This window comes from Dysgonomonas sp. 25 (assembly GCF_010501075.1).
Lineage (GTDB): Bacteria > Bacteroidota > Bacteroidia > Bacteroidales > Dysgonomonadaceae > Dysgonomonas.
Window position 1 is genome coordinate 72,494 of record NZ_QVMN01000007.1, and the last position, 22,350, is coordinate 94,843.

Sequence of the window (22,350 nt, forward strand, 5' to 3'; positions counted from 1 at the left end):
TATATATAAAGATACTATTATGAATAAGAAGATTACATCCCTCTTAGGGGATAAGAGCGATTACTTGCTCGGACATACATGTAAGACGATTGATAAGTCGCTGATTCATACAGCCAGCGACGATGTTATTGATAAATTGTGGGTAGATACCGACCGTAACCTGCCTACATTGAACAACTTGCAACGCTTATTCGGTCACGGGCGTCTGGCAAATACCGGATATTTGTCCATCTTGCCCGTCGATCAGGATATAGAACATACTGCGGGAGCTTCTTTCGCTCCCAACCCGATATATTTCGATTCGGAGAATATTCTGAAATTGGCTGTCGAAGGCGGATGTAGTGCTGTGGCTTCTACATTTGGCGTCTTGGGTTCGGTAGCGCGTAAGTATGCGCACAAAATCCCGTTCGTGGTGAAAATTAATCACAATGAGCTGTTGACCTATCCCAACTCTTACGAACAGATTATGTTCGGAACGATCAAGGAAGCTTGGAATATGGGCGCAGCAGCTGTGGGTGCGACTATTTACTTTGGTTCGCCCGATGCCCGCCGCGAGATTGTGGAAATAGCCAAAGCGTTTGAATATGCGCACGAATTGGGTATGGCTACTATTTTGTGGTGTTATCTCCGCAACAGTGATTTCAAAAAAGACGGCGTAGACTATCACGAAGCGGCCGACCTCACCGGGCAGGCAAACCATATAGGAGTGACGATAAAAGCCGACATCGTGAAACAGAAACTTCCGACTAACAATGGCGGTTTCACCGCTATCAACTTCGGAAAGAGCGATCCGCGTATGTATGACAAGTTGAGTTCCGATCACCCTATCGACCTTTGCCGCTATCAGGTGGCTAACGGTTACATGGGGCGCGTGGGGCTTATCAATTCGGGAGGCGAGTCGCACGGAGCGTCCGACCTTGCCGATGCTGTCTACACAGCTGTGGTGAACAAACGCGCCGGAGGTATCGGGCTGATTTGCGGGCGTAAAGCCTTCCAGCGTCCGATGAAAGAGGGGGTAGAGCTTATCAATACCATACAGGATGTGTATCTGGATAAAGATATTACTTTAGCGTAAATAGTGATTGTTATATGAAACGGGGAAGGCAACTCTTAGCAGGGTTGTCTTTCTTTTTTATATATTTACGCATATTTTGCGAGCAAAAGCTTCATAAACAGAAAACATGAATAGACGGAACTTTTTAAATGCCGGAATCGGTTTGTCATTACTTTCGCTGATTCCCAGACGGTTGATTGCAGATAATATATCCTATAATCCTTTGCCCGAAACGGTCAAGCCTCTCAGATTGAAACAGGGCGACAAGGTGGGGCTGGTGGCTCCGGCATGGTTGATAACCGAAAAGGAGTTGCAAGCGTCTGTCGAACGGGTGAAACAGCTTGGTTTAGAGCCCGTTTATCCCAGCAATATACTCGATAAGCATGGCTATTTCAGTGGTACGGACAAGCAGCGTGCCGATAGATTCAATGATATGGTGAAGAATCCGGATATAAAAGGGATTATATTCACCAACGGCGGCTATGGCTGTGCCAGAATCCTCGATTTCATAGACTATGATTTGTTCAAAAAGAATCCGAAAGTAATTATCGGCTTCAGCGATAGCACAGCGCTCCTCAATGCCGTGCATCAAAAGACAGGAGTCGTAACTTTTCACGGGCCTGTTGCGCAAACCATCCATCGCGAATACAATAAGATGCAATTCAGGAATATCGTGATGAACCCGAGTGCAAAATACCTGATAGAGAGTTCCGGGAGCGATCTGGCGAAATCCGCTCAGGATAAAGTGCTGGAACGGTATACGATAACTTCCGGCAGGGTGCAGGGCGAATTGGTTGGCGGCAACCTTACTTTGATTTGTTCTCTGATGGGAACGCCTTATCAGATAGATATGAAAGGTAAAATCGTTATGATAGAAGAAATCGATGAAGAGCCTTATCGTATCGACAGAATGCTTACGCAGTTGATTGCTTCGGGCGAATTAGCCAAAGCCTCGGGTATTGCTTTCGGTGTTTGCCGGAAATGTGATAAATCCGATAAAACGGTTGCTCCCAATTCGTTTACGTTGAGGCAGGTAATAGAGGATAGAATCAAGCCGCTGGATATTCCGTCGGTATATGGATTATCTTTCGGGCACAATCAGTGCAATTTTACCTTTCCCATAGGACTGAAAGCCCAATTGGATACGGATAAGATGACTGTTGAATTGATGGAGAGGGCAGTTTTGTAGCAGCCTTAGTCGCGATAAGTATATTTGCCAATATGTACTTTCTCCCATTGTAGTTTTTCTTCGTCAAAAGGAGAACGTTCCTGTGCTTTATGTCCGATAGCGATGACGGATAATACCTGCAATTGCAATGGTATGTCAAACAATTCTCTGACGTAATCTTCCGACGATGTGTCGTCAGCCGTGAACCGTTCGCGTATCTGTATCCAGCAGCTACCCAAGCCCAGATCTTCGGCTTCGAGCTGGATCAATATCGAAGCGATAGAGGCATCTTCAATCCACACATCACTGGCCAACGGATCGGCCAGTACGATGATTGCTAACGAGCAGCCCTCTATCGGCTTGCTTCCTGCGGGTTTGCATTGCGACAGCTTTTGCAGCTGTTCTTTATCTTCGATAACGACAAATTGCCAAGGAGTTTTGCTCTTCGACGATGGCGACTTCAAAGCGGCTTTCAATATAGCTTCTACCTGTTCGGGGTTTAGTTTTTCTTCCGTAAACTTCCGCGTACTGCGGCGCTTGGTTATTAATTCCTGAAAGCTGTTCATTACTTGTAATCCTCCCTGAATAATTTGTCTATCTCGTCATTGATTTGTTTCGCTTCTTTCACTCCTTCGGTGCTGCTCTTGCGTAGCAGGATGTTCAGCGTCTGCATAATGAGCTTCATATCCAACGCCAACGAATAGCCGTTGATGTAGAGCAGGTCGTATTTCAGTTTGTCGCGTGCAGTGGTATTGTATTTCCCCTGAATCTGTGCTAATCCGGTTAATCCGGCTTTGACACGGTGACGCAGGTCATATTCGGGTATTTCTTTCTTGAATTGCTCAACGAAGTAAGGACGCTCCGGGCGAGGGCCTACAATACTCATATCCCCTTTGAGAATGTTGAATATCTGTGGTATTTCGTCTAAGCGGGTTGCCCGCATGAAGTGTCCGAATCGTGTTATCCGTTTGTCATTTTGTGTAGCCAGCATCGGTCCCGATTTTGCTTCGGCATTCTCTATCATGGTACGGAACTTATAAATCTTGAAGATTTTTCCGTCGCGCGTTACCCGTTCCTGTACGAAGAAGGCTGTTCCGCCGCCGATTTTCAGGAATATGTAGAGGATAATAGCCGGTATGATGAAGACAATAGCACCAATGAAAGCAATGAATACATCCATCATCCGTTTGACGGATTCGTTGCCCGGTTGTATGCCCAGATGCCTCACATTGAGTAGCGGAGCATCGTCTACCTGCAATATGTTGGCGTTGAATAGCAAAATCTCCTTATTGCGAGGCTCGTAGATGGTCATCTTGTTCTTTTCGACACAGTATTTGATAATCTGTTGTTTGCGTTCCTCGTTGATGTCTTCCGTAAGAAAGATAACTTCGCATTCGTCGATATATTTGTTCAGCTTTATATTGGTCGGGCGGCAGATATATTTGATAGCCGACCACATGCTGTCGCCTTCTATCAGTTTGTAGGCCAACGCCCGTCCCCTGTCGTCGCCGATGATTAGTACCGATTTCTTGGCATTGGCACGGCGATACATCTTATTGGTGAAGTAGTGCCAAATGGAGACAAGTAATAACTGAATGAACGAACTGAGGATGAGTACGCTTCGTGGATAAGCAAATTCGCGGGCAAGGAAGCTTAACGCCATTGTTACGCAGAACAACCCGAAAATGGTAAGTGCCGTAGAATAGGCTATGCCAAAGTAGGTGAAGTCTTTAGCCCTGTCTAATTCGAATATATGCGCCAGAACGAGGTATGCCAGCCCGATGTAGGGAGAAATGGATATAAAAGCATAGTAGTTATCGGTGAACGCATCTAATGACTGTCTTAGCAAGAGATAAGACAATATGATAGAAGCGTAAATCAGGATAAGGTCCACAATGGGTACTATTAACCTCAATATTCTGGTATTAAATAACTTATCCATACATTTATTGTTTTATGTTAAAAAAAAATACTTGTGCGAGAATTGCTTATTTCTATTTCTCGTTTGCTTTTTTCTTCGTAGCAGTCGATTTTTTAGTCGACTTGGTAGCAGTGCTCTTTTTAGTTGTCGATTTAGTCTTGGCAGCCGTTTTCTTCTTCGTAGTAGTAGATTTGGCTTTTGTCGTAGACTTTGTCTTCTTCTTTTCTTCCGGACCTATGATCTTCATACAATCATCATACGAAAGTGTCAACGGATCGGCATCTTTCGGCAGGCGATACGATTTTTTGTTATAAGCGATATAAGGTCCCCAGCGTCCTTTCAGGATTTTTACTCCCTCGTTCTCGTCGAAAGTTTTGATAAGCTTTTCCGCTTCTTTCTTCTTCTTATCTTCGATAATCGGGATTGCTTCTTCCAACGTGATGGCATAAGGATCGATTTCTTTCGGCAAAGAAGCAAACAGGTTATTATGTTTGGCATAAGGGCCGAAACGTCCGATACCTATCGTCACTTCTTTTCCTTCGTATTCGCCTAATTTGCGCGGCATGTCGAATAACTTCAACGCCTCGTCCAAAGAGATGGTTGTGATAGATTGGTTCTTCCCTAACGAAGCGAATTTTGGCTTTTCCTCATCTTCGCTGGTCCCTATCTGCACCATTGGCCCGAAGCGTCCGATGCGTACCGATACCTGGCGTCCTGTTTCGGGATCTGTACCTAAAACGCGTTCGCCGACTTTATGTTCGGTTTGTATATTGTTGGTGGCTTCTACAACCGGGTGGAACTTTTTATAGAAATCCCCGATTGTTTTTGTCCAATCCTCTTTTCCTTCGGCAATCTGGTCAAACTCCTGTTCGACGTTGGCCGTGAAGTTATAGTCCAATATATTGGGAAAGAACTCTTGCAGGAAGTCGTTTACTACGAATCCTATATCAGTCGGAATCAGCTTGTTTTTGTCAGCTCCTGTTATTTCGGTTTTTACCTTTTCCGACACCTTGCCTTTCGATAAGGTCAGGACATCGTATTGGCGTTCCGTTCCGTCCAGTTGCGATTTCTCGACATATTCGCGGTTGAGGATAGTCGATATAGTAGGTGCATAAGTCGACGGACGACCGATGCCTAATTCTTCCATTTTACGCACGAGTGCAGCTTCGCTATATCGTGGAGGCTTCTGGGTGAAACGCTCGGTAGCAGTCGTTTCTTTCATATCCAACAGCTCCGCCTTTTTCATCGGTGGCAGCATATTGGCTGCAGCTTCTTCGTCCACGGTTTCGTCCTCGTCGGAACTTTCCATATAAAGGCGAAGGAAACCATCGAATTTAAGCACTTCTCCGCTTACGCTGAAATACATATCGTTGGTAGAAATGCCAATGGTAACCGTTGTGCGGTCGAGCTCGGCATCCGCCATTTGCGAGGCAGCTGTACGCTTCCAGATGAGTTCGTATAATTTCTTTTCCTGCGCCGTACCGGTTACTGTCTGCTGCTCCATATAAGTCGGGCGGATAGCCTCGTGCGCTTCCTGCGCCCCTTTTGCCTTGGTCGTGAATTTGCGGGGTTTAGAATATTCTTTCCCGTAAAGCGACTCGATAGCATTCCGCGAGGTATTGATAGCCAATGCCGAAAGGTTTACGGAGTCGGTACGCATATAGGTGATTTTTCCCGATTCGTATAGCTTTTGTGCTATCATCATTGTCAATGATACGGGAAAACTCAATTTGCGCGAAGCTTCCTGTTGCAGGGTAGACGTAGTGAACGGGGGAGCCGGTGATTTTTTTACAGGCTTGGTTTCTACCTTTTCTACGGTGAAAGTTGCTTCTTTCAGTTTTTCGAGGAAAGCCAGTGCTTCTTCTTTCGTTTTGAGGCGTTTATTCAGCTCTGCTTTTATTTCGTATTTCGTTCCGTTTTCTTCCTTCGTGAAGATGGCTACTACCCGGTACGAAGCTTCGGCTGTGAAAGCCATTATTTCTTTTTCGCGCTCTACTATCAATCGTACGGCAACAGATTGTACGCGTCCGGCTGATAATGACGGTTTTATCTTTTTCCATAGGATAGGGGAGAGTTCGAACCCTACGATGCGGTCTAATACACGGCGTGCTTGCTGTGCATCTACGAGATTGTTATCGATTTGACGCGGATTTTCGATTGCATGCAGAATGGCGTCTTTCGTAATCTCGTGGAAAGCAATACGTTTGGTGTCTTTTTTGTCTAATCCTAATGCCTGATACAAGTGCCACGAAATAGCTTCTCCTTCGCGGTCTTCATCGGAAGCGAGCCATACGGTTTCGGCATTTTTAGCGGCTTTTTTCAGTTCGTCGACAACCTTTTTTTTGTCGGCCGGTACTTCGTATACAGGGGTGAAGTTATGATTGATATCTATTCCTAAGTCTTTCTTTTTCAGGTCGCGGATATGGCCGTAACTGGACATGACCTTGAAATCTTTTCCAAGAAATTTTTCTATTGTTTTGGCTTTCGCCGGTGATTCGACTATCACTAAGTTTTTCTGCATGCTTATATTGTATAATCTTAAGATTCTGCTTTATAGAGAATATCCCTCTTCTCTTGTTATTATTTTTCGAGGGCAAAAGTAATGAAATTGTTTTAATGTTCTTTAATAAAAGCCTTCAAATATTCCATTCTCTTTATTTATAGGTATTTACAATCAGAGGGATATTAATTCGTCTCAATATCCCTCTTTTTGTTGTCTCATATAACGTTATTTTTAGTCTTTTAGTTCAAAAGGCTTCGAGCCTATTCTGTTGCCATCGGCAAAAATATCGACTCTGTATTTACCCGGCATCAGGTATTCCTCTACATCCCAATAGAGGGTGACAAGGATTTCCTCTCCGCCATATTCTACAATACGTTTCATCGAATAGTTGATTTCCTTGTTTTCGTATTGGAAAACATTCGAACGGCTTTTGGTCAGCACATCATCGTCGGGTTTCATAATGCGCACGTAGATAGTACGTTCGCCCGGTTCGGCAGTGATGTTCTTTGTTATGGTGAAATTGACAACGAATTGTTCTATTTTCTTGATTTTTTTCTGGACTTTCCCTTTTTTATTTGTCCCTTGGATGGTTATGTTTGTAGCATCGAGCTTGGATGCTAAAGTTACTTTCTGCTCGAGGTCGTCTTTTGCCTGAGAGACCTGATTCAGGGTTTGGGTAGCCTGATTATATTTTGCTGCGATTTCGGCTTTGTCTTTCTTTAATTGCTCATTCACTTTGTTCAATGAATCAATCTGAACAATATATGATTTCATCACTTGGCGAAGAGTAGATAATTCTTTGTTGAGGCGGTTGATTTCGGCACGGTCGTTTGCTTTTACTGTACGGAGTTCTTCTAACAAGCGTTGTACTTTGGCTTGTTCGTTGTTTAGTTGGTGAAGCAGCGAGTCGTTTTTGATGTTGTACTTCATTGTCTCGTACTGAATCGTCAACCCTTCGTAGTCATCTTCGAGTTCTTGTTTCTTCAGATCGAGTTCCTGCTCGGTTTCGTCACTCTTTTGTTTGTAATGCCATAAGAAGTAGCCCGAACCTAAAAGTCCCACAATAAGTATAATGATAACAACTATTAGTATTTTGTTTTTATCCATAGTAGCATTAGCTGATTTTCTTCCGGCTACAAATATATATGTTTTTAAATATACTTGATTGATTTATACCTTTCCTTTCGCTTTTTTTAATAATTAGGCTGTTTTTTCCTCGAATGTCTATTTTTTTATTGAGAATAAGCATGTACATTTGCTATCTCCTTACAAAAAGATAGAGAGAGTACAACAATTTACTATATAATTAAACTATAAACTAATAAAATTAAAGTATCATGTCTAAAGTAACAGTGGTGGGTGCCGGAAATGTAGGTGCTACATGTGCTAATGTTTTAGCCTTCAATGAAGTGGCTGACGAAATCGTTATGCTGGATGTAAAAGAGGGAGTATCGGAAGGTAAAGCTATCGATATGAATCAGACAGCTCAGTTGCTTGGTTTCGATTCGCGTATCAAAGGTGTGACAAACGATTATGCTGCTACAGCTAACTCGGATGTTGTAGTTATCACTTCGGGTATTCCGCGTAAGCCGGGTATGACACGCGAAGAGCTGATAGGAGTGAATGCCGGTATCGTGAAATCGGTAGCGGAAAGTATCTTGAAGCATTCGCCTAACGCGATTCTGGTTATTATTTCCAACCCGATGGATACGATGACTTATCTGGCATCTAAAATCACAGGACTTCCTAAACACCGTATCATCGGTATGGGAGGAGCTTTGGACAGTTCGCGTTTCAAATATTACCTGAGCGAAGCGCTCGGCTGCAACCCGAACGAAGTGGAAGGTATGGTTATCGGCGGACATGGCGATACGACTATGATTCCGGTAGTGCGTCTGGCTACTTACAAAGGTATCCCGGTTACGGAATTGCTCTCGAAAGAGGTATTGGATAAAGTGGTTGCCGACACAATGGTCGGTGGTGCTACACTCACAGGCCTTTTGGGTACGTCGGCATGGTATGCGCCGGGTGCAGCGGGAGCTTATGTGGTAGAATCTATCATCCACAACCAGAAGAAAGTTATTCCATGCTGCGTTACGTTGGAAGGTGAATACGGACAGAACGATATTTGTATCGGTGTGCCTGTGGTATTGGGCAACAAAGGTTGGGAAAAGATTATCGACCTGAAACTGAATGCTGAGGAGAAAGAGAAATTTGCTGCTTCGGCTGCTGCCGTTCACAAAACAAACAATGTATTGAGAGAATCGAACTTGGTGTAAACCGATTTGGATATGTATATAATTAAGGCAGCTCCACAGGAGCTGCCTTATTTGTTTATTTACTATTTAATCAGTTCTGTGCTTCGCTTGATGAAATTGCTTAACGCTTCACCTTTCAACATACCATTCGAGAGCAGAGCTAAGTCGATTAGCTGGTGTACGGTATCACTGCCGGAAGCGTATTGGCTGACAGCATCTTTGTCTTTTCCATCGACATCGCCCATAATTTGCTTAATAAGCGGATGTTCGACATTCAAGACCAGATTGTAGTAGTTGGGCATTTCACCGTAGAAGGACATGCCCGATTGCATAGCCGACATTTCTTTCATGCGGCGCATCATCTCGTTTTGAGTGATTTGCACGGGTTGCCCCTTCTCGCCTAATGTAGCGTAGTCGATTGTGAACTCTGTTTTGTCGAGTTTGGGCAGCTGGGAAGTAAATGTTTCGCTCAGCTCCTCTTTCTGCTTGTCGGTCAACTCTACCTTGTTCGAATCGTCTTTCTTGATAAGGTTGTCGATGGTGTCACTATCGACACGGACAATGCGTGTTTTCTCGAGCTTACGTTCCAGCAAGCCGGTCATGTGGATGTCTAATTGTCCATCCAGCAACAAGACGCTATAGCCCTTATCCTTGGCAGCGCTGATATAAGCATACTGCTCGTCTTTGTTAGAGGCATATAAATAGACGAGGTTGCCATCTTTGTCGGTTTGGTTAGCCTCTACCAATGTTTTGTATTCGTCGAGGGTGAACATTTTACCATCCGCATCCTTCAATAGAAAGAATTTGGTTGCCCTGTCATAGAACTTGTCGTCGGTGAGCATGCCATAGTCGATAAACAGGCTGAGGCTGTTCCATTTTTCTTCGAATTGCTTACGGTCTTCATTGAAAATTTCATCCAGTCTTTCAGCCACTTTACGGGTGATATAACCCGAAATCTTTTTCACATTCTGATCGCTTTGCAGATAGGAACGCGAAACGTTGAGCGGGATGTCCGGCGAATCGATGATTCCGTGCAATAGTGTCAGGAATTCGGGTACAATGCCCTCGACCGAGTCGGTCACGAATACCTGGTTGCTATATAATTGTATCTTGTTGCGGTTGAGGTCTAAATTATTCTTGACCTGCGGGAAATATAAAATTCCTGTCAGTTTGAACGGATAATCCACATTCAGGTGTATCCAGAACATCGGATCGTCTGAAAAAGGATATAATTCTTTATAGAATTTCACATAATCCTCATCCGTCAGATCAGCAGGCTTGCGCGTCCATAGCGGGTTGGTGTCGTTGATGACATTGTCTTCGTCCGTATCGACCGATTTACCGTCTTTCCATTCCGTTTTTTTACCGAATACAATCGGTACAGGCAAGAAGCGGCAATACTTTTTCAATAATCCTTCGATAGTACTGTCTTCGAGGAAGTTTTTGTTTTCATCGTCTATGTATAGTATGATGTCTGTCCCTCGTTCTTCCTTGTCAGCAGCAGATATAGTGTATTCGGGCGAACCGTCGCAGCTCCATTTTACGGCTTTGGCTCCCTCTTTGAAGGATTTGGTGATGACTTCGACTTTCTTTGCCACCATAAAAGCCGAATAGAATCCCAAGCCAAAATGTCCGATGATGGCATTGGCGTCAGTCTTGTATTTGTCGAGGAATTCATTTGCCGAAGAAAAGGCTATCTGGTTGATATACTTGTCTATTTCCTCTTCGGTCATACCAATCCCGTGGTCGGATATAGTTATTGTCCCGTTTTCTTTGTTGACAGCAATCCTGACAGAAATGTCACCCAATTCGCCTTTAAACTCTCCAAGAGAGGCGAAAGTTTTTAACTTTTGCGTGGCATCTACTGCATTCGATACCAATTCGCGGAGGAAAATTTCGTGGTCGCTGTACAAAAACTTCTTGATAATGGGGAAAATATTGTCTGTCGTTACCCCGATTTTACCTTTTTGTTCCATTTTTATTTTTCTGTTTATATATTGTTGATTTATTACTATTTCTTTTTCATTTTCTATAAGCAAATAAAATGCCAGTTTTCATGTGTGTCAAATTGACGTAATTTTTTATTTTTTTCTTTCAAAATGAGTGTCAAAAAAGGAATAATAGATATAATATATCTACTATAGATTTATTCTTATCTTGCTGATTAATAGCGTGTTTTTGTCTTTTCCTGCCCGAGAAAACTTACTTTACAATTTAATAACTGAAGAAAACTTTTTTAATGTAAAATAAAGCATAACTTTGTATTAGAAGAATGAGACACTGGTATGGCGACCCAAAGCGTTGAGTAAAGTATCCGACGTTCTTTAAAAAGAAATGAAGAAATTCAAAAACTTTTATCTCTTTAGAATGTTATAATGATATTAAGGCTTTTATCTACAGAATAAAAAACTTGTTATCATTCACTGTCATTAAGAAAAAAGATATATAAGTCTAAAGGTCTATCAAAAAAGAAGGTATTATTGAGTTATTAAACTTAAAACAGGACTCGTTATGGAAAATGGAAAGGAATTTGAAAGAAAGCTTGTCGATTTGCAGAACAATATGCTAAACTTTGCATTTACTTTGACGTCAAATCGCGAAGATGCACAGGATCTTTTGCAAGAGACAACTCTGCGGGCGCTCAACAATAAGGAAAAGTATTACGAAAACGTAAACTTCAAAGGTTGGGTATTTACAATTATGCACAATATATTTGTGAATAATTACCGCCGTGTGGTACGTAGCCAGACAATTATCGACCAAACAGATAATCTCTATCACTTAAATATGCCTCAGGATTCGGGGTTCGCTTCACCTGAAGGATCATACACGACGACAGAGATTACAAGGGTTATCAATAGTTTCTCGGACGATTACAAAGTGCCATTTAACATGCACCTTCAAGGATTCAAGTATGAAGAAATCGCGCAGGAACTAGGATTGCCTATCGGTACGGTAAAAAGTCGTATCTTCTTTGCCCGTCGTCGCTTACAAGAACTTTTGAGCGACTATAAATATGCAGACAGACAATAGTAATGAGCTAAATATAATATTTTGAGGTCAGCCTTTCACAGGCTGGCCTTTTTTGTGTGGGTATATTCTTTCGGAGGTATGGGTAATAAAAATAGGATTGCCGGAGCTACCGGCAATCCTAATTCTACTTAACTTCACTATTATTGAAACTTATTTATTTTACTTCTTCGAAATCGACATCCGTAACATTGTCGTCGCCGTTGCTATTTGGCTGGCTTCCGTCTGCTTGTCCGGCATCTGCACCCGGTTGTTGTCCGGCATTGTACATTTGCTGGCTCATCTCGTGAAGGAGCTTGTTCAATTCCTCCGTTGCACTGTCGATAGCAGCAAGATCCTGCGCCTTATGTGCATCCTTCAGTTTGTTAAGCACTTCTTCGATAGGAGCCTTTTTATCAGCCGGAATCTTATCTCCCAATTCGTTTAATTGTTTTTCTGTCTGGAAGATTAAAGCATCAGCATGGTTCAGCTTGTCGATACGTTCTTTTTCTTTCTGGTCGGCTTCGGCATTTGCAGCAGCTTCCTCTTTCATGCGCTTGATTTCATCATCGCTCAATCCCGATGAAGCCTCGATACGGATTGTTTGCTCCTTACCGGTTGCTTTATCTTTTGCCGAAACGCTCAATATACCATTGGCATCGATGTCGAAAGTTACTTCGATCTGCGGAACTCCACGAGGAGCAGCAGGGATACCATCCAGATTGAATACGCCGATTTGTTTATTATCTCTTGCCATCGGACGCTCACCTTGCAATACATTGATTTGCACCGAAGGTTGATTGTCGGATGCCGTAGAGAATGTCTCGCTCTTGCGTGTCGGGATAGTGGTATTTGATTCGATTAATTTAGTCATCACACCGCCCATTGTTTCGATACCCAACGAAAGTGGTGTAACATCCAGCAATAATACATCTTTAACTTCCCCGGTCAATACCGCACCTTGGATAGCTGCACCTACGGCAACTACTTCGTCAGGGTTAACTCCTTTTGAAGGTGCTTTCCCGAAGAATTTTTCTACTTCAGCCTGTACCGCAGGGATACGGGTCGAACCACCTACCAAGATAACTTCGTCGATATCCGAACCGCTCATTTTAGCATCCTTCAATGCCTGACGGCAAGGTTCGATACACTTACGGATAAGGCTATCGGCCAATTGCTCGAACTTAGCTCGTGACAATGATTTCACCAAGTGTTTAGGCACACCGTTTACAGGCATGATATATGGCAAGTTGATTTCGGTAGAGGTAGTGCTCGAAAGCTCGATTTTAGCTTTTTCGGCAGCTTCTTTCAGACGTTGCAAAGCCATAGGGTCTTTGCGCAAATCAACGCCTTCCTCTTTTTGGAATTCTTCGGCTAACCAGTTGATGATTACATTGTCGAAATCGTCACCACCGAGGTGAGTATCACCATTAGTCGATTTCACTTCAAATACGCCGTCGCCTAATTCGAGGATGGAGATATCGAATGTACCACCACCGAGGTCGAATACGGCAATTTTCATGTCTTTGTTCGATTTGTCCAAACCGTATGCCAATGCAGCCGCAGTAGGTTCGTTTACGATACGCTCTACTTTTAAGCCTGCAATTTCGCCGGCTTCTTTAGTTGCCTGGCGCTGTGCGTCATTGAAGTAGGCCGGAACAGTAATAACTGCTTGCGTAACTTCCAGACCTAAATAATCTTCGGCAGTCTTCTTCATTTTTTGAAGAATCATAGCCGAAATTTCCTGCGGAGTGTACAAACGTCCGTCTATATCCACGCGTGGAGTATTGTTATCTCCTTTTACTACTTTATATGGTACACGTTTAGTTTCTTCTGCCGATTGGTCCCATGTTTCACCCATGAAACGCTTGATAGAATAAATCGTTTTTTCAGGATTGGTGATAGCCTGGCGTTTAGCCGGATCACCCACCTTGCGCTCGCCACCTTCGATGAAAGCGACTACTGAAGGCGTTGTGCGCTTACCTTCATTGTTGGCGATAACGATAGGTTCGTTACCTTCCATTACGGCAACACAAGAGTTTGTGGTACCTAAGTCTATTCCTATAATTTTTCCCATAATGTGTTATATAATTTATTTGTTGTTTTAATTTTCAATTCTGTTACCCGACGCCATTTCCGCGCCGGCATATTCTAAATATCAAATGCTGTGCCAAAAATGATAGGGCTAATCCACGTGACAGGTATCTGACGAATTGACAGTCTGCCTTGTTTGATTGTCTACATTATAATAAAACACACGGAAGTAAGATATTGTTTAGAAGTTGCTGACAGCTAACCAGATGGATTTTATGCTCGCATTGTTGTAGGAATATCATTTTCTCTTTTTACATCGAAATACTGAACTTCAATTCTTCGAATATTCTTTCCTTGATGCTTTTTTTCGCAAGAAGTAACCCCAAGAGTACTAATTGGCAATATGCTAATTAATAGATATTTGCAATGTCTGTATGGAAGTACTTATTTTTATTCTACTTTGATAAATAATTGAATGTTAAAAAAGTAAGACTTTCTGCAATTTTATGCTAAAGATAAAAAACCGATTTAAAATAGCCCTTAAGCTTTGCTTATTAGTTTTTTTAACTTAAATTTGCATTTGCGAGGTGCTTTAATATTTGAAAAACAAACAATACAATAGCTACAAAATAATATAACTAATATGCGCTATCTATCACCAGTACGTTTCTACTCCTATTGTGGAGTCGATTTGAACGACACTTCAACTATTGATAAAAATACTTTAGTTGCACTAATCTCGGATAAACTGTCAGAATCAGAAAATGGAGTTATATCAATCGAAAATCATGAATATGATGTCCACGATTTGCTCCATGCTATGGATACCCCAGCTTGGGAAAAAGAATTGAGCTATCACCTATTGATATGGAACCATCCTACATTCCTCAACTTTCTGGAGGCTGACGTGGCAGATATACCTTTCATCCGCAAAGAATGGGCGAGACTGGATCAGGATGAGGATTTTGTTGACTTTGTGTCGCCATATTTTGCCGGATCTTTCAACAATCTGATGCGTTCTTATCTCGACTCGGTAGACTTTGATGAGGCTATCACGTGGATTAACTATCTCAAATTTGTTAGACCGCAAGATTATGATTCAGCAATGGTTTCGACGATGAATTTCTTGGAAGAATCCATTCAGCTGTTTAAGAGTATAGAACTAACGACTTATGAGGTTAGCAAACCTTTACTAAAGCCTTGGACTGATACGTCATGGTATTTGTTTATCAATAATCTGCCGGTAAATTTGCAAGCTTATAAAGACGAACTGGCCGAACTAATATTAGACTTTACAATTAAACTGTATTCTGTAGACCTTACTGTAGCATACATGCTAAGTGTACGTCTATCCCAACTCCAAGGACTAAACTTCTCACGGAAAGATATTATTCAGAAAAATCATGAAAACCTTTCTGCACAATATAGCGGTCCGGTCGGAACTATAGAAGAAAGTGGATCTTCCCGTTCGTCTGCGTGGAATCTGCTGTGGGGAGCAATAGTTGTTGTGAAAATTATTATTTTAATTGCAAAATGTTCATAACTCTTTTGCCTCTCTCCTCACCACTTTAAGCATTCTTTTTCGTATCTTTGGTTTATAAGAATCGAATATATGAGTCAGCCATTAGCCGAGCGATTACGTCCGCAGTCGCTCGATGAATATATCGGACAAAAGCATCTTGTAGGGAAGGGGGCTATCCTGCGCAAAATGATTGAGGCAGGCAGGGTGTCGTCTTTTATCCTTTGGGGGCCTCCCGGGGTGGGGAAGACAACCTTGGCCAAGATTATTGCCAATACCCTCGAAACGCCTTTCTATACGTTGAGTGCTATCAATTCGGGAGTAAAGGATGTCCGCGAAGTGATAGAGCAGGCAAAGAGAGGACAGTTTTTCGGTACGGTCAGCCCTATTCTGTTTATAGATGAAATCCACCGTTTCTCCAAGTCGCAACAGGATTCATTGCTCGGAGCTGTAGAAACGGGTGTGATAACCCTGATTGGCGCGACCACCGAGAACCCTTCGTTCGAAGTTATTCGCCCGCTTCTGTCACGATGTCAGGTGTATGTGTTGAAATCGTTAGATAAGGCAGACTTAGAAGAGCTTATCCAACGCGCGCTGACGCAGGATTCGATACTGAAAGAGAAGAATATACAACTGGAAGAAACAGCTGCTTTGCTACGTTTCTCCGGGGGAGATGCCCGCAAACTGTTGAACATCCTCGATCTGGTTATAGAAGCTGATCTAAGCGATAAGATCATTATCAACGATAAGATCGTCACCGAACGCTTGCAGGAGAATCCTGCCGCTTACGATAAGGGCGGAGAGATGCACTACGACATCATTTCGGCTTTTATCAAGTCTATCCGAGGGAGCGATCCCGATGCAGCTATCTATTGGCTGGCACGGATGGTGGAAGGGGGAGAAGACCCTAAATTCATTGCCCGCCGATTGGTTATTTCGGCAGCCGAAGATATTGGGCTTGCCAACCCCAATGCTTTACTATTGGCAAACGCTTGCTTCGATGCCTTGCAGAAAATAGGCTGGCCCGAAGGGCGGATATTGTTGGCCGAAACCACTATCTATCTGGCTACCTCGCCGAAGAGTAATTCGGCCTATATGTCGATAGATGCTGCCATTGCTTTGGTACGCGAAACAGGCAATCTGCCAGTGCCATTGCATCTTCGCAATGCGCCTACCAAGCTGATGAAGGAGTTGAATTATGGCAAGGACTATAAATACGCTCACAGCTTCGAGAATAACTTTGTAGAGCAGGATTATGTTCCGCCCGAAATCAGGAACAAACGTTTCTGGGAGCCACAACCGAATGCTTCCGAGGCAAAGATAGTAGAGCTTCTTCGGAAATTGTGGAAAGACAGATATTAAGACTATACCTGGATAATACTTATATACTGATATGAAAGACATTGTACAATTAGAATCGGAATTATCCTCCTATCTGGATAAGGACGAGAAACTGTTATGGATAGGGCAACCCAAGCAGGGCTTCATTCTCAAGTCGACAGACTTATTCTTATTCCCTTTTTTAGCTATCTGGGTTGTAGTGATTATCTTCTTTGCTTTGAGTCCTCATTTCATGGCTGTATTTGAACTCTTTACGAAAATATGGCTCTGTCTTGCGGTGACTATGGTCATCTCTTTCCTTGTAGCGCGTTTCTGGGGTGACAGTTACAAGCGGAAGAAGACTGTGTATGCCCTTACGGATAAACGGGCAATCGTTAAAGCGGGAATCTTCTCACAGGAAATCTCTTCATACGACCTGACTTCCCTGACAAGCATCAGCTACACCGAGAAAGGCAATGGCAGCGGAACGGTTACCTTCGGCGAGCCTCCTGCCACCCTTTGGACAATGAGAGGCTCGAATAAGACGTTGTTTGACAATTACAAAGAGACTCCGGCATACCTGTATATTATGGATGCCCGCGCCGTATATACGATGTTGATGGAAGCCAGAAAAGCAATGAGTTGAAAGCGATATATCTTATATTACCCTTGTTGCTGCTCTCACTCCTTTCATGCCGGTACGAGCGGAAAGAGTGTCCTTTACCCGATGAGACGAGTAAGGCAATCGATACGATGACAATCGTAATGCAGCCTTTCGATGATTTCCCTGCCTATCTGGCTGATTCACTCTTTAAGCAGTTGAAGGCTGTCAATCCCAAGGTTGTTTTGTACGAACCTATCCCTTTGCCCGAAGAGGCTTACTATAAGCCTCGTAACCGCTATAGGGCAGATTCGCTGAACCGTTTTCTATGGCAGATGGCTACCACTAAGTCGGTTGTCATAGGGTTGACGACGAAGGATATCAGCGTAACAAACGGCAGCATAGAGGATTGGGGTGTGATGGGATTGGCGTATATGCCGGGGCACTCTTGTGTCATTTCTACTTTCCGCTTATCGAAAAAGAATCTACAGGAGCAGCTCTTTAAGGTTGCCATACATGAGTTGGGGCATACACAGGGATTACCCCATTGCGACTTCGATAAATCCTGCTATATGCGCGATGCAGCAGGAAAGAACCCTTTGGATGAGGAAACCCATTTTTGCCCTTCTTGCAGGCTGTTTCTGGAAGAGAAAGGCTGGAAGTTGACTTCTTAGTTGCAGCAATCGCAACCCTCGTGCTTGTCGAGTACACGGTGAGGGAGGTTACCATGCCCGAGAATCTCGATAGGGCAGGAGTATGATTTTTCGAGCCATTCGGTAGTAATATCCGCCCCTGCGTGGTAGTGCAATCCTTCGTTTACGCAGGCGATGTTCTTCACCATAGACAGGACAGTACCCACATCGTGCGAAACAAGGATGATAGCCGTGTTTTCGTTTATGCTTTCCAATAGCTTGTAGAAGTCACTTTCGAATTGCTTGTCTACATATGAGTTTGGTTCGTCCAGAACGAGCAACTTTGGACTGTCCACAATGGCTCTGCCCAACAGTGCCCGCTGAATCTGCCCGCCCGAAAGCTCGCCGATGGATTTCTTCAGTTGCTTTGTCAATCCCATTTGTCCGGCAACCTCTTTGGCGCGTTCTTTTTGTGCGGCGGAATATGAAACCTTGAATCTATTAGTCAGAGCCATTCCCGAGAGGATGACATCGAAAACCGAGATAGGGAAATTTTTGTCTATCTTATTGATTTGAGGCAGATAGCCGATATTGAACCGCGAAACGGCTTTGTCCCCTTCATAAAAGCGGATGCTCCCCCTGATAGGCTTTATCAGCCCGAGGATTGTTTTCAGCAGGGTTGTTTTCCCTCCGCCGTTTGGCCCGATGATTCCGAGGAAATCGTTCTCGAATACGCTCAGATTTACATCTTTGAGTACCAATGGATTCTCGTCGTACCCGACTGTAATATGTTCTATGTCAAGTATTTTATTCATGGGCTAAGGCTTGCGCTATTTTTGTTAGTTCACTGTTCCAGTCGTAACTTAGAAGGTTGATAACGTATGTTTTAGCACCTATCTCGTTGGCTAATGTTTCGGCATTCTTGGCATCGAATTCTTGTTGGATAAATACCACTTTTATATGTTCAGCTTTGGATTTGTCTACCAGTTTAGCCAGATAGGCGGGCGACGGTGTTTTCCCATCATGCTCGATAGTCAACTGATGTAGTCCATATTCTTCGGCAAAATAGCTAAGAGCAGGGTGATAGATGATGAAACTCCTGTTAGTCGCTTTCGCCAGATATGCTTTAATTTGTTCGTCTGTTTTGTCTATCTCGGCTGACAATGCGGCATAATTGGCCTCGTAGAAGTCCTTGTTGGCAGCGTCCATCTTGACTAATTCCTCATACATATTCTTTGCGATGATGCGCGCCGTAGAAGGGCTGCTCCATATATGCGGATCGCCTTGCTCGTGTGCCGAGTGAAATTCGCAATGATGGTGGTGGTCGTTGTCGAGCAATGCTACTCCCGATGAGCAGTCTACAATCCTCAACTCTTTGTTGTAACCTTTTACCTTCTCCACAAATACGCGTTCGGAAGTTAACGTGCCGACAGCAAAGTAGGCCTTGCTTTTACTGATATTTACCAGCTGCGACGGGGTAGGGTCGAACGCTTCGGGATTAGCGCCCGAAGGGATAGCACAATGAACGGTATATTTATCTCCGGCCAACTGTTCGAGGAAGTACTTTTGCGGCTCTATCGAGACAGTCAATACAGCTTTCTCTTCGGAAGTGCTTTTAGGCTTGCACGCAAGGAAAAGGAAAACGGGGAGTATAAATAAGATTGGCTTTAGTCTCATTTCCTTTTACCTTTAGTTAAATCGTATATCTTGCGTATTTTGCTCAATTCTTTTTCCATATCTATTTCGAGGTCGATGAGCGAACCGTCGTGCAGGTCGTATATCCAACCCACCACGCGCGGGTAGCCTGTTTCGTAATAAGACTTTTGCACTTCGGCTGTTTTCAGCACATTCAGACACTGTTCGTACGTATTGACCTCCACAAAACGGCGGTAGCGTTTATTCTTATCTTCTATTGCATCCAATTCGTCCTGATGGAGACGATAAACGTCGCGTATACAACGCAGCCAAGGGTTGAGGATGCCATAATCGAGGTTCTCCATAGCAGCTTTCACCCCTCCGCAATTGTAGTGCCCGCAGACGATGATGTATTTGACATTGAGGTACTCGACACCGTAATTGATGACCGACAAAGCATTGAGGTCGGTATTGATAACCATATTGGCGATATTGCGGTGAACAAAGACCTGTCCGTTTTTCAATCCCATGATTTCATTGGCATGCACGCGGCTGTCGGAGCAACCGATATACAGATATTCGGGGTGCTGGCCATCGGCTATCTGGGTGAAAAAGTCCGGTTCTTTCTTGGTCTGTTCGGCAACCCACTTTTTGTTGGATTCGAGTATCTTATTATAGAGCTCTTTGCTTTGCATCTTCCTTTATTTTTTTATGTGAATCGTTTTAATTGTTATACCCTCCCAAAAAGCCTCTAAAGTGTCGCTTTTTTGTACCACTTTTTGTCCCAGTAGTTACTTTCTTATTTACTCATTATGAGTGTATTGGTTCGATTTTCCGGTATAATAAAATAGTTTTTTTTGCAATATCACTTTTTATCACTTAATCACAAACAACGTTCGAGGAGCATAGGCGACTCAAAGAACACCAAGATTCTACACTAAGTTCACCAAGTTTTTTTAAGAACACTTTCTCTCAAAAAGTAACACAAGTATACTTATTTTCGAGCTTTTTATTGAGTTACTTTTTTCTTTGAGAACTCCGTGAAAAACTCAGTGGAACTCTGTGGTAAAAAATAACAACTCGTAACTATAGATAATTAAACTATCTTTTTATACTACTTTTTAAAGACTTAATTATCTCCAACGCTTGCTCGATGAGCGAGTGCCGGTCGTCTGCCATGATAACAAAATCGGACAATTTCACTTTCTCCTCGTCACTCATTTGGGCGTTTATCCTTTCGCGCGCCTTTTCTACGCTCGTATTGTCGCGTCTTACGATGCGCCTGATACGTGTTTCGACAGGTGCGTATATGGTAATCATCTTATCTGCCAGTTTGTTGAATCCCGATTCGAACATAATAGCTGCTTCGGTCGCCAGAATCGGATAGTCGTTTTTTCTCTCCTCTACCCATCTCAAAAGGTCTTTCCTTACTTCGGGGTGGATGATGCTGTTCACCATTTCGAGCTTTTTCTTATCACTAAAGATTATCGAGGCCAGTAACGGTTTGTTCAGCTTGCCGCCTTCGTATAGCGATTCCCCGAATAAGGCGGTTAACTTTTCGCGGATGACAGGCGAAGTATCTGTCAATCGCTTGCTCTCATCATCTGCAATATAAACAGGAATCCCGCATAGTTTGAATATCTCCGAAACAGACGATTTTCCACTGCCTATGCCTCCCGTAATGCCTATAATCTGCATGTTATTCTTTTTCGAGTATGAATTCCACTTCTGCCGGTTCTATTACCAGATTCCGTACAAAATCGGGGTGTTTGGTCAGACGTACCGGGATGGTCATTTCCTTGTTGTCCTTCAGTTCGTTGTAATCGACCAAAATAGAAAAATCCTTTTCGGTGATGTCTTTGTATTTCTTTATAGCCACAGCGAAAGAAACCTTTATGCTCGAAGGGAAGAATTTAACGGACAAATCTTTTGGCAGGTTCGGGCATATAATGGGCACAGATACATCTTTCGTGTTGAACTTGTCTACTGTGACGCCGATTCTTACCGAGTCGGGAGAGAAGCGCATTCCCTTCATTTTCTGTAAGGGAATAACGAGCTCCTGGCTTTTATCCAAGTCGTACACCGTATCGGCTACAGTATGTACAAATGTTGTGGTATCTAAAATAGCTTTGCTTGAATATACCGTAATCTCCTCGGGAGAGAACGTTATATCTCCGTCGAGGATGTAACCTTGGGCAAGGTTGATGTATCCGTCGTATATGACAGGAACAGTCTTTTTCTCTACCAACGCATACTGGGTAGATATGATTGACGGAGAATAGCTGACAAGTTCGGTTCCCGTATATAATTTGCTGCGGACTAATTGTACGATATTTTCGCTCGGGACAGTAAATCTCTGCGACGATTTCCGGCTGTTGATTGCATCCCTGACGTCGACAATTACACTGTCGTTCATCTTCGAGAAGTAGTAACGGAAAAATGCCGAACCGTCATCTTTGATTACTGCATGAATATCTTTGGGCAGATTATCCTCGAATATAATGCTATCGGGGATATTGGTGTACTTGATAGGTATGACGTAGTCCACCTCGAAGCGTTCGCGGTAGACCTGTGCTATCCAGAATACAGCGGATAACAACAGGAAAAAGAGAAAAGTCAGACCGTTTCTCCAAGAAATGTTTTTGAGAAAAGACCTGACTTCCTGTTTTGTTTTTGGTCCAGTATTACCCATAAGT

At 43.2% G+C, this 22,350-nt stretch carries 19 protein-coding genes; 8 read left to right on the forward strand and 11 right to left on the reverse strand.

What is annotated here, in order from left to right; genetic code table 11:
- Positions 1-19: 19 nt before the first annotated feature.
- Together D0T66_RS11600 and D0T66_RS11605 are read left to right on the forward strand one after the other, a co-directional pair.
- Positions 20-1,075, forward strand: a complete 1,056-nt coding sequence (locus D0T66_RS11600) for a class I fructose-bisphosphate aldolase (RefSeq protein ID WP_185154837.1) — start codon at positions 20-22, stop codon at positions 1,073-1,075.
- Positions 1,076-1,181: 106 nt separating this feature from the next.
- A complete protein-coding gene (locus tag D0T66_RS11605; protein ID WP_163357465.1) occupies positions 1,182-2,243 on the forward strand; it encodes an LD-carboxypeptidase in 1,062 nt (353 codons plus the stop codon).
- A 5-nt stretch (positions 2,244-2,248) separates the two neighbouring features.
- Here D0T66_RS11605 and D0T66_RS11610 read toward each other — a convergent pair whose 3' ends face one another.
- The 4 genes from D0T66_RS11610 to D0T66_RS11625 form a co-directional block, all read right to left on the reverse strand.
- The gene (locus D0T66_RS11610) at positions 2,249-2,788 is read right to left on the reverse strand and encodes a nitroreductase family protein (RefSeq protein WP_163357466.1); all 540 of its coding nucleotides are present in this window, start codon (positions 2,786-2,788) and stop codon (positions 2,249-2,251) included.
- The gene (locus tag D0T66_RS11615) at positions 2,788-4,164 is read right to left on the reverse strand and encodes a sugar transferase (RefSeq protein ID WP_163357467.1); all 1,377 of its coding nucleotides are present in this window, start codon (positions 4,162-4,164) and stop codon (positions 2,788-2,790) included. The genes D0T66_RS11610 and D0T66_RS11615 overlap by 1 nt, the downstream gene beginning before the upstream one ends.
- A gap of 52 nt (positions 4,165-4,216) precedes the next feature.
- Positions 4,217-6,664, reverse strand: a complete 2,448-nt coding sequence (gene topA / locus D0T66_RS11620) for a type I DNA topoisomerase (protein ID WP_163357468.1) — start codon at positions 6,662-6,664, stop codon at positions 4,217-4,219.
- Positions 6,665-6,877: 213 nt separating this feature from the next.
- Positions 6,878-7,753 carry a hypothetical protein gene (locus D0T66_RS11625; protein WP_163357469.1) on the reverse strand — a complete coding sequence of 292 codons (876 nt, stop codon included), beginning with the start codon at positions 7,751-7,753 and terminating at the stop codon, positions 6,878-6,880.
- Positions 7,754-7,983: 230 nt separating this feature from the next.
- On the opposite strand from D0T66_RS11625, the gene mdh reads away from it, so the two are divergent.
- Positions 7,984-8,925, forward strand: a complete 942-nt coding sequence (gene mdh / locus D0T66_RS11630) for a malate dehydrogenase (RefSeq protein WP_163357470.1) — start codon at positions 7,984-7,986, stop codon at positions 8,923-8,925.
- 62 nt (positions 8,926-8,987) lie between these two features.
- On the opposite strand, the gene htpG is transcribed toward mdh, so the two are convergent.
- On the reverse strand, positions 8,988-10,880 hold the full coding sequence (htpG, locus tag D0T66_RS11635) for a molecular chaperone HtpG (RefSeq protein WP_163357471.1): 1,893 nt from the start codon (positions 10,878-10,880) through the stop codon (positions 8,988-8,990).
- Between the two features lie 535 nt (positions 10,881-11,415).
- Here htpG and D0T66_RS11640 point away from each other — a divergent pair.
- A complete protein-coding gene (locus tag D0T66_RS11640) occupies positions 11,416-11,937 on the forward strand; it encodes an RNA polymerase sigma factor (RefSeq protein ID WP_163357472.1) in 522 nt (173 codons plus the stop codon).
- A gap of 154 nt (positions 11,938-12,091) precedes the next feature.
- Here D0T66_RS11640 and dnaK read toward each other — a convergent pair whose 3' ends face one another.
- Positions 12,092-13,990: a molecular chaperone DnaK gene (gene dnaK, locus D0T66_RS11645; protein ID WP_163357473.1), complete on the reverse strand. Its 1,899-nt coding sequence runs from the start codon at positions 13,988-13,990 to the stop codon at positions 12,092-12,094.
- Positions 13,991-14,767: 777 nt separating this feature from the next.
- On the opposite strand from dnaK, the gene D0T66_RS11650 reads away from it, so the two are divergent.
- The 4 genes from D0T66_RS11650 to D0T66_RS11665 all read left to right on the forward strand — a co-directional run bounded on the left by D0T66_RS11650 (position 14,768) and on the right by D0T66_RS11665 (position 18,061).
- Entirely contained in the window at positions 14,768-15,490 is a 723-nt protein-coding gene (locus D0T66_RS11650; protein WP_163357474.1) for a hypothetical protein, read from the forward strand.
- 69 nt (positions 15,491-15,559) lie between these two features.
- Positions 15,560-16,828 (forward strand): replication-associated recombination protein A, encoded by a 1,269-nt coding sequence (locus tag D0T66_RS11655; RefSeq protein WP_163357475.1) that lies wholly within the window; start codon positions 15,560-15,562, stop codon positions 16,826-16,828.
- 31 nt (positions 16,829-16,859) lie between these two features.
- On the forward strand, positions 16,860-17,432 hold the full coding sequence (locus D0T66_RS11660; protein ID WP_163357476.1) for a hypothetical protein: 573 nt from the start codon (positions 16,860-16,862) through the stop codon (positions 17,430-17,432).
- Positions 17,429-18,061: a Zn-dependent protease gene (locus D0T66_RS11665; protein ID WP_163357477.1), complete on the forward strand. Its 633-nt coding sequence runs from the start codon at positions 17,429-17,431 to the stop codon at positions 18,059-18,061. Before D0T66_RS11660 ends, D0T66_RS11665 begins: the two co-directional genes overlap by 4 nt.
- Here the strand turns inward: D0T66_RS11665 and D0T66_RS11670 are convergent.
- From D0T66_RS11670 to D0T66_RS11690, 5 genes are all read right to left on the reverse strand, one after another.
- A complete protein-coding gene (locus D0T66_RS11670) occupies positions 18,058-18,834 on the reverse strand; it encodes a metal ABC transporter ATP-binding protein (RefSeq protein ID WP_163357478.1) in 777 nt (258 codons plus the stop codon). The genes D0T66_RS11665 and D0T66_RS11670 overlap by 4 nt on opposite strands.
- On the reverse strand, positions 18,827-19,696 hold the full coding sequence (locus D0T66_RS11675) for a metal ABC transporter solute-binding protein, Zn/Mn family (RefSeq protein WP_163357479.1): 870 nt from the start codon (positions 19,694-19,696) through the stop codon (positions 18,827-18,829). The genes D0T66_RS11670 and D0T66_RS11675 overlap by 8 nt, the downstream gene beginning before the upstream one ends.
- Positions 19,693-20,349 carry a carbonic anhydrase gene (locus D0T66_RS11680; protein WP_163357480.1) on the reverse strand — a complete coding sequence of 219 codons (657 nt, stop codon included), beginning with the start codon at positions 20,347-20,349 and terminating at the stop codon, positions 19,693-19,695. The genes D0T66_RS11675 and D0T66_RS11680 overlap by 4 nt, the downstream gene beginning before the upstream one ends.
- A 406-nt stretch (positions 20,350-20,755) precedes the next feature.
- Entirely contained in the window at positions 20,756-21,352 is a 597-nt protein-coding gene (gene coaE / locus D0T66_RS11685; RefSeq protein ID WP_163357481.1) for a dephospho-CoA kinase, read from the reverse strand.
- Between the two features lies 1 nt (position 21,353).
- A complete protein-coding gene (locus D0T66_RS11690; RefSeq protein WP_163357482.1) occupies positions 21,354-22,346 on the reverse strand; it encodes a CdaR family protein in 993 nt (330 codons plus the stop codon).
- Positions 22,347-22,350 lie beyond the last annotated feature (4 nt).

Excerpts from the sequence above, each read along its gene's own strand:
- D0T66_RS11600 (WP_185154837.1), top strand. The coding sequence starts at position 20 with ATGAATAAGAAGATTACATCCCTCTTAGGGGATAAGAGCGATTACTTG.
- D0T66_RS11605 (WP_163357465.1), top strand. The coding sequence starts at position 1,182 with ATGAATAGACGGAACTTTTTAAATGCCGGAATCGGTTTGTCATTACTT.
- D0T66_RS11610 (WP_163357466.1), bottom strand. The coding sequence starts at position 2,788 with ATGAACAGCTTTCAGGAATTAATAACCAAGCGCCGCAGTACGCGGAAG.
- D0T66_RS11615 (WP_163357467.1), bottom strand. The coding sequence starts at position 4,164 with ATGGATAAGTTATTTAATACCAGAATATTGAGGTTAATAGTACCCATT.
- topA (WP_163357468.1), bottom strand. The coding sequence starts at position 6,664 with ATGCAGAAAAACTTAGTGATAGTCGAATCACCGGCGAAAGCCAAAACA.
- D0T66_RS11625 (WP_163357469.1), bottom strand. The coding sequence starts at position 7,753 with ATGGATAAAAACAAAATACTAATAGTTGTTATCATTATACTTATTGTG.
- mdh (WP_163357470.1), top strand. The coding sequence starts at position 7,984 with ATGTCTAAAGTAACAGTGGTGGGTGCCGGAAATGTAGGTGCTACATGT.
- htpG (WP_163357471.1), bottom strand. The coding sequence starts at position 10,880 with ATGGAACAAAAAGGTAAAATCGGGGTAACGACAGACAATATTTTCCCC.
- D0T66_RS11640 (WP_163357472.1), top strand. The coding sequence starts at position 11,416 with ATGGAAAATGGAAAGGAATTTGAAAGAAAGCTTGTCGATTTGCAGAAC.
- dnaK (WP_163357473.1), bottom strand. The coding sequence starts at position 13,990 with ATGGGAAAAATTATAGGAATAGACTTAGGTACCACAAACTCTTGTGTT.
- D0T66_RS11650 (WP_163357474.1), top strand. The coding sequence starts at position 14,768 with ATGGATACCCCAGCTTGGGAAAAAGAATTGAGCTATCACCTATTGATA.
- D0T66_RS11655 (WP_163357475.1), top strand. The coding sequence starts at position 15,560 with ATGAGTCAGCCATTAGCCGAGCGATTACGTCCGCAGTCGCTCGATGAA.
- D0T66_RS11660 (WP_163357476.1), top strand. The coding sequence starts at position 16,860 with ATGAAAGACATTGTACAATTAGAATCGGAATTATCCTCCTATCTGGAT.
- D0T66_RS11670 (WP_163357478.1), bottom strand. The coding sequence starts at position 18,834 with ATGAATAAAATACTTGACATAGAACATATTACAGTCGGGTACGACGAG.
- D0T66_RS11675 (WP_163357479.1), bottom strand. The coding sequence starts at position 19,696 with ATGAGACTAAAGCCAATCTTATTTATACTCCCCGTTTTCCTTTTCCTT.
- D0T66_RS11680 (WP_163357480.1), bottom strand. The coding sequence starts at position 20,349 with ATGCAAAGCAAAGAGCTCTATAATAAGATACTCGAATCCAACAAAAAG.
- coaE (WP_163357481.1), bottom strand. The coding sequence starts at position 21,352 with ATGCAGATTATAGGCATTACGGGAGGCATAGGCAGTGGAAAATCGTCT.
- D0T66_RS11690 (WP_163357482.1), bottom strand. The coding sequence starts at position 22,346 with ATGGGTAATACTGGACCAAAAACAAAACAGGAAGTCAGGTCTTTTCTC.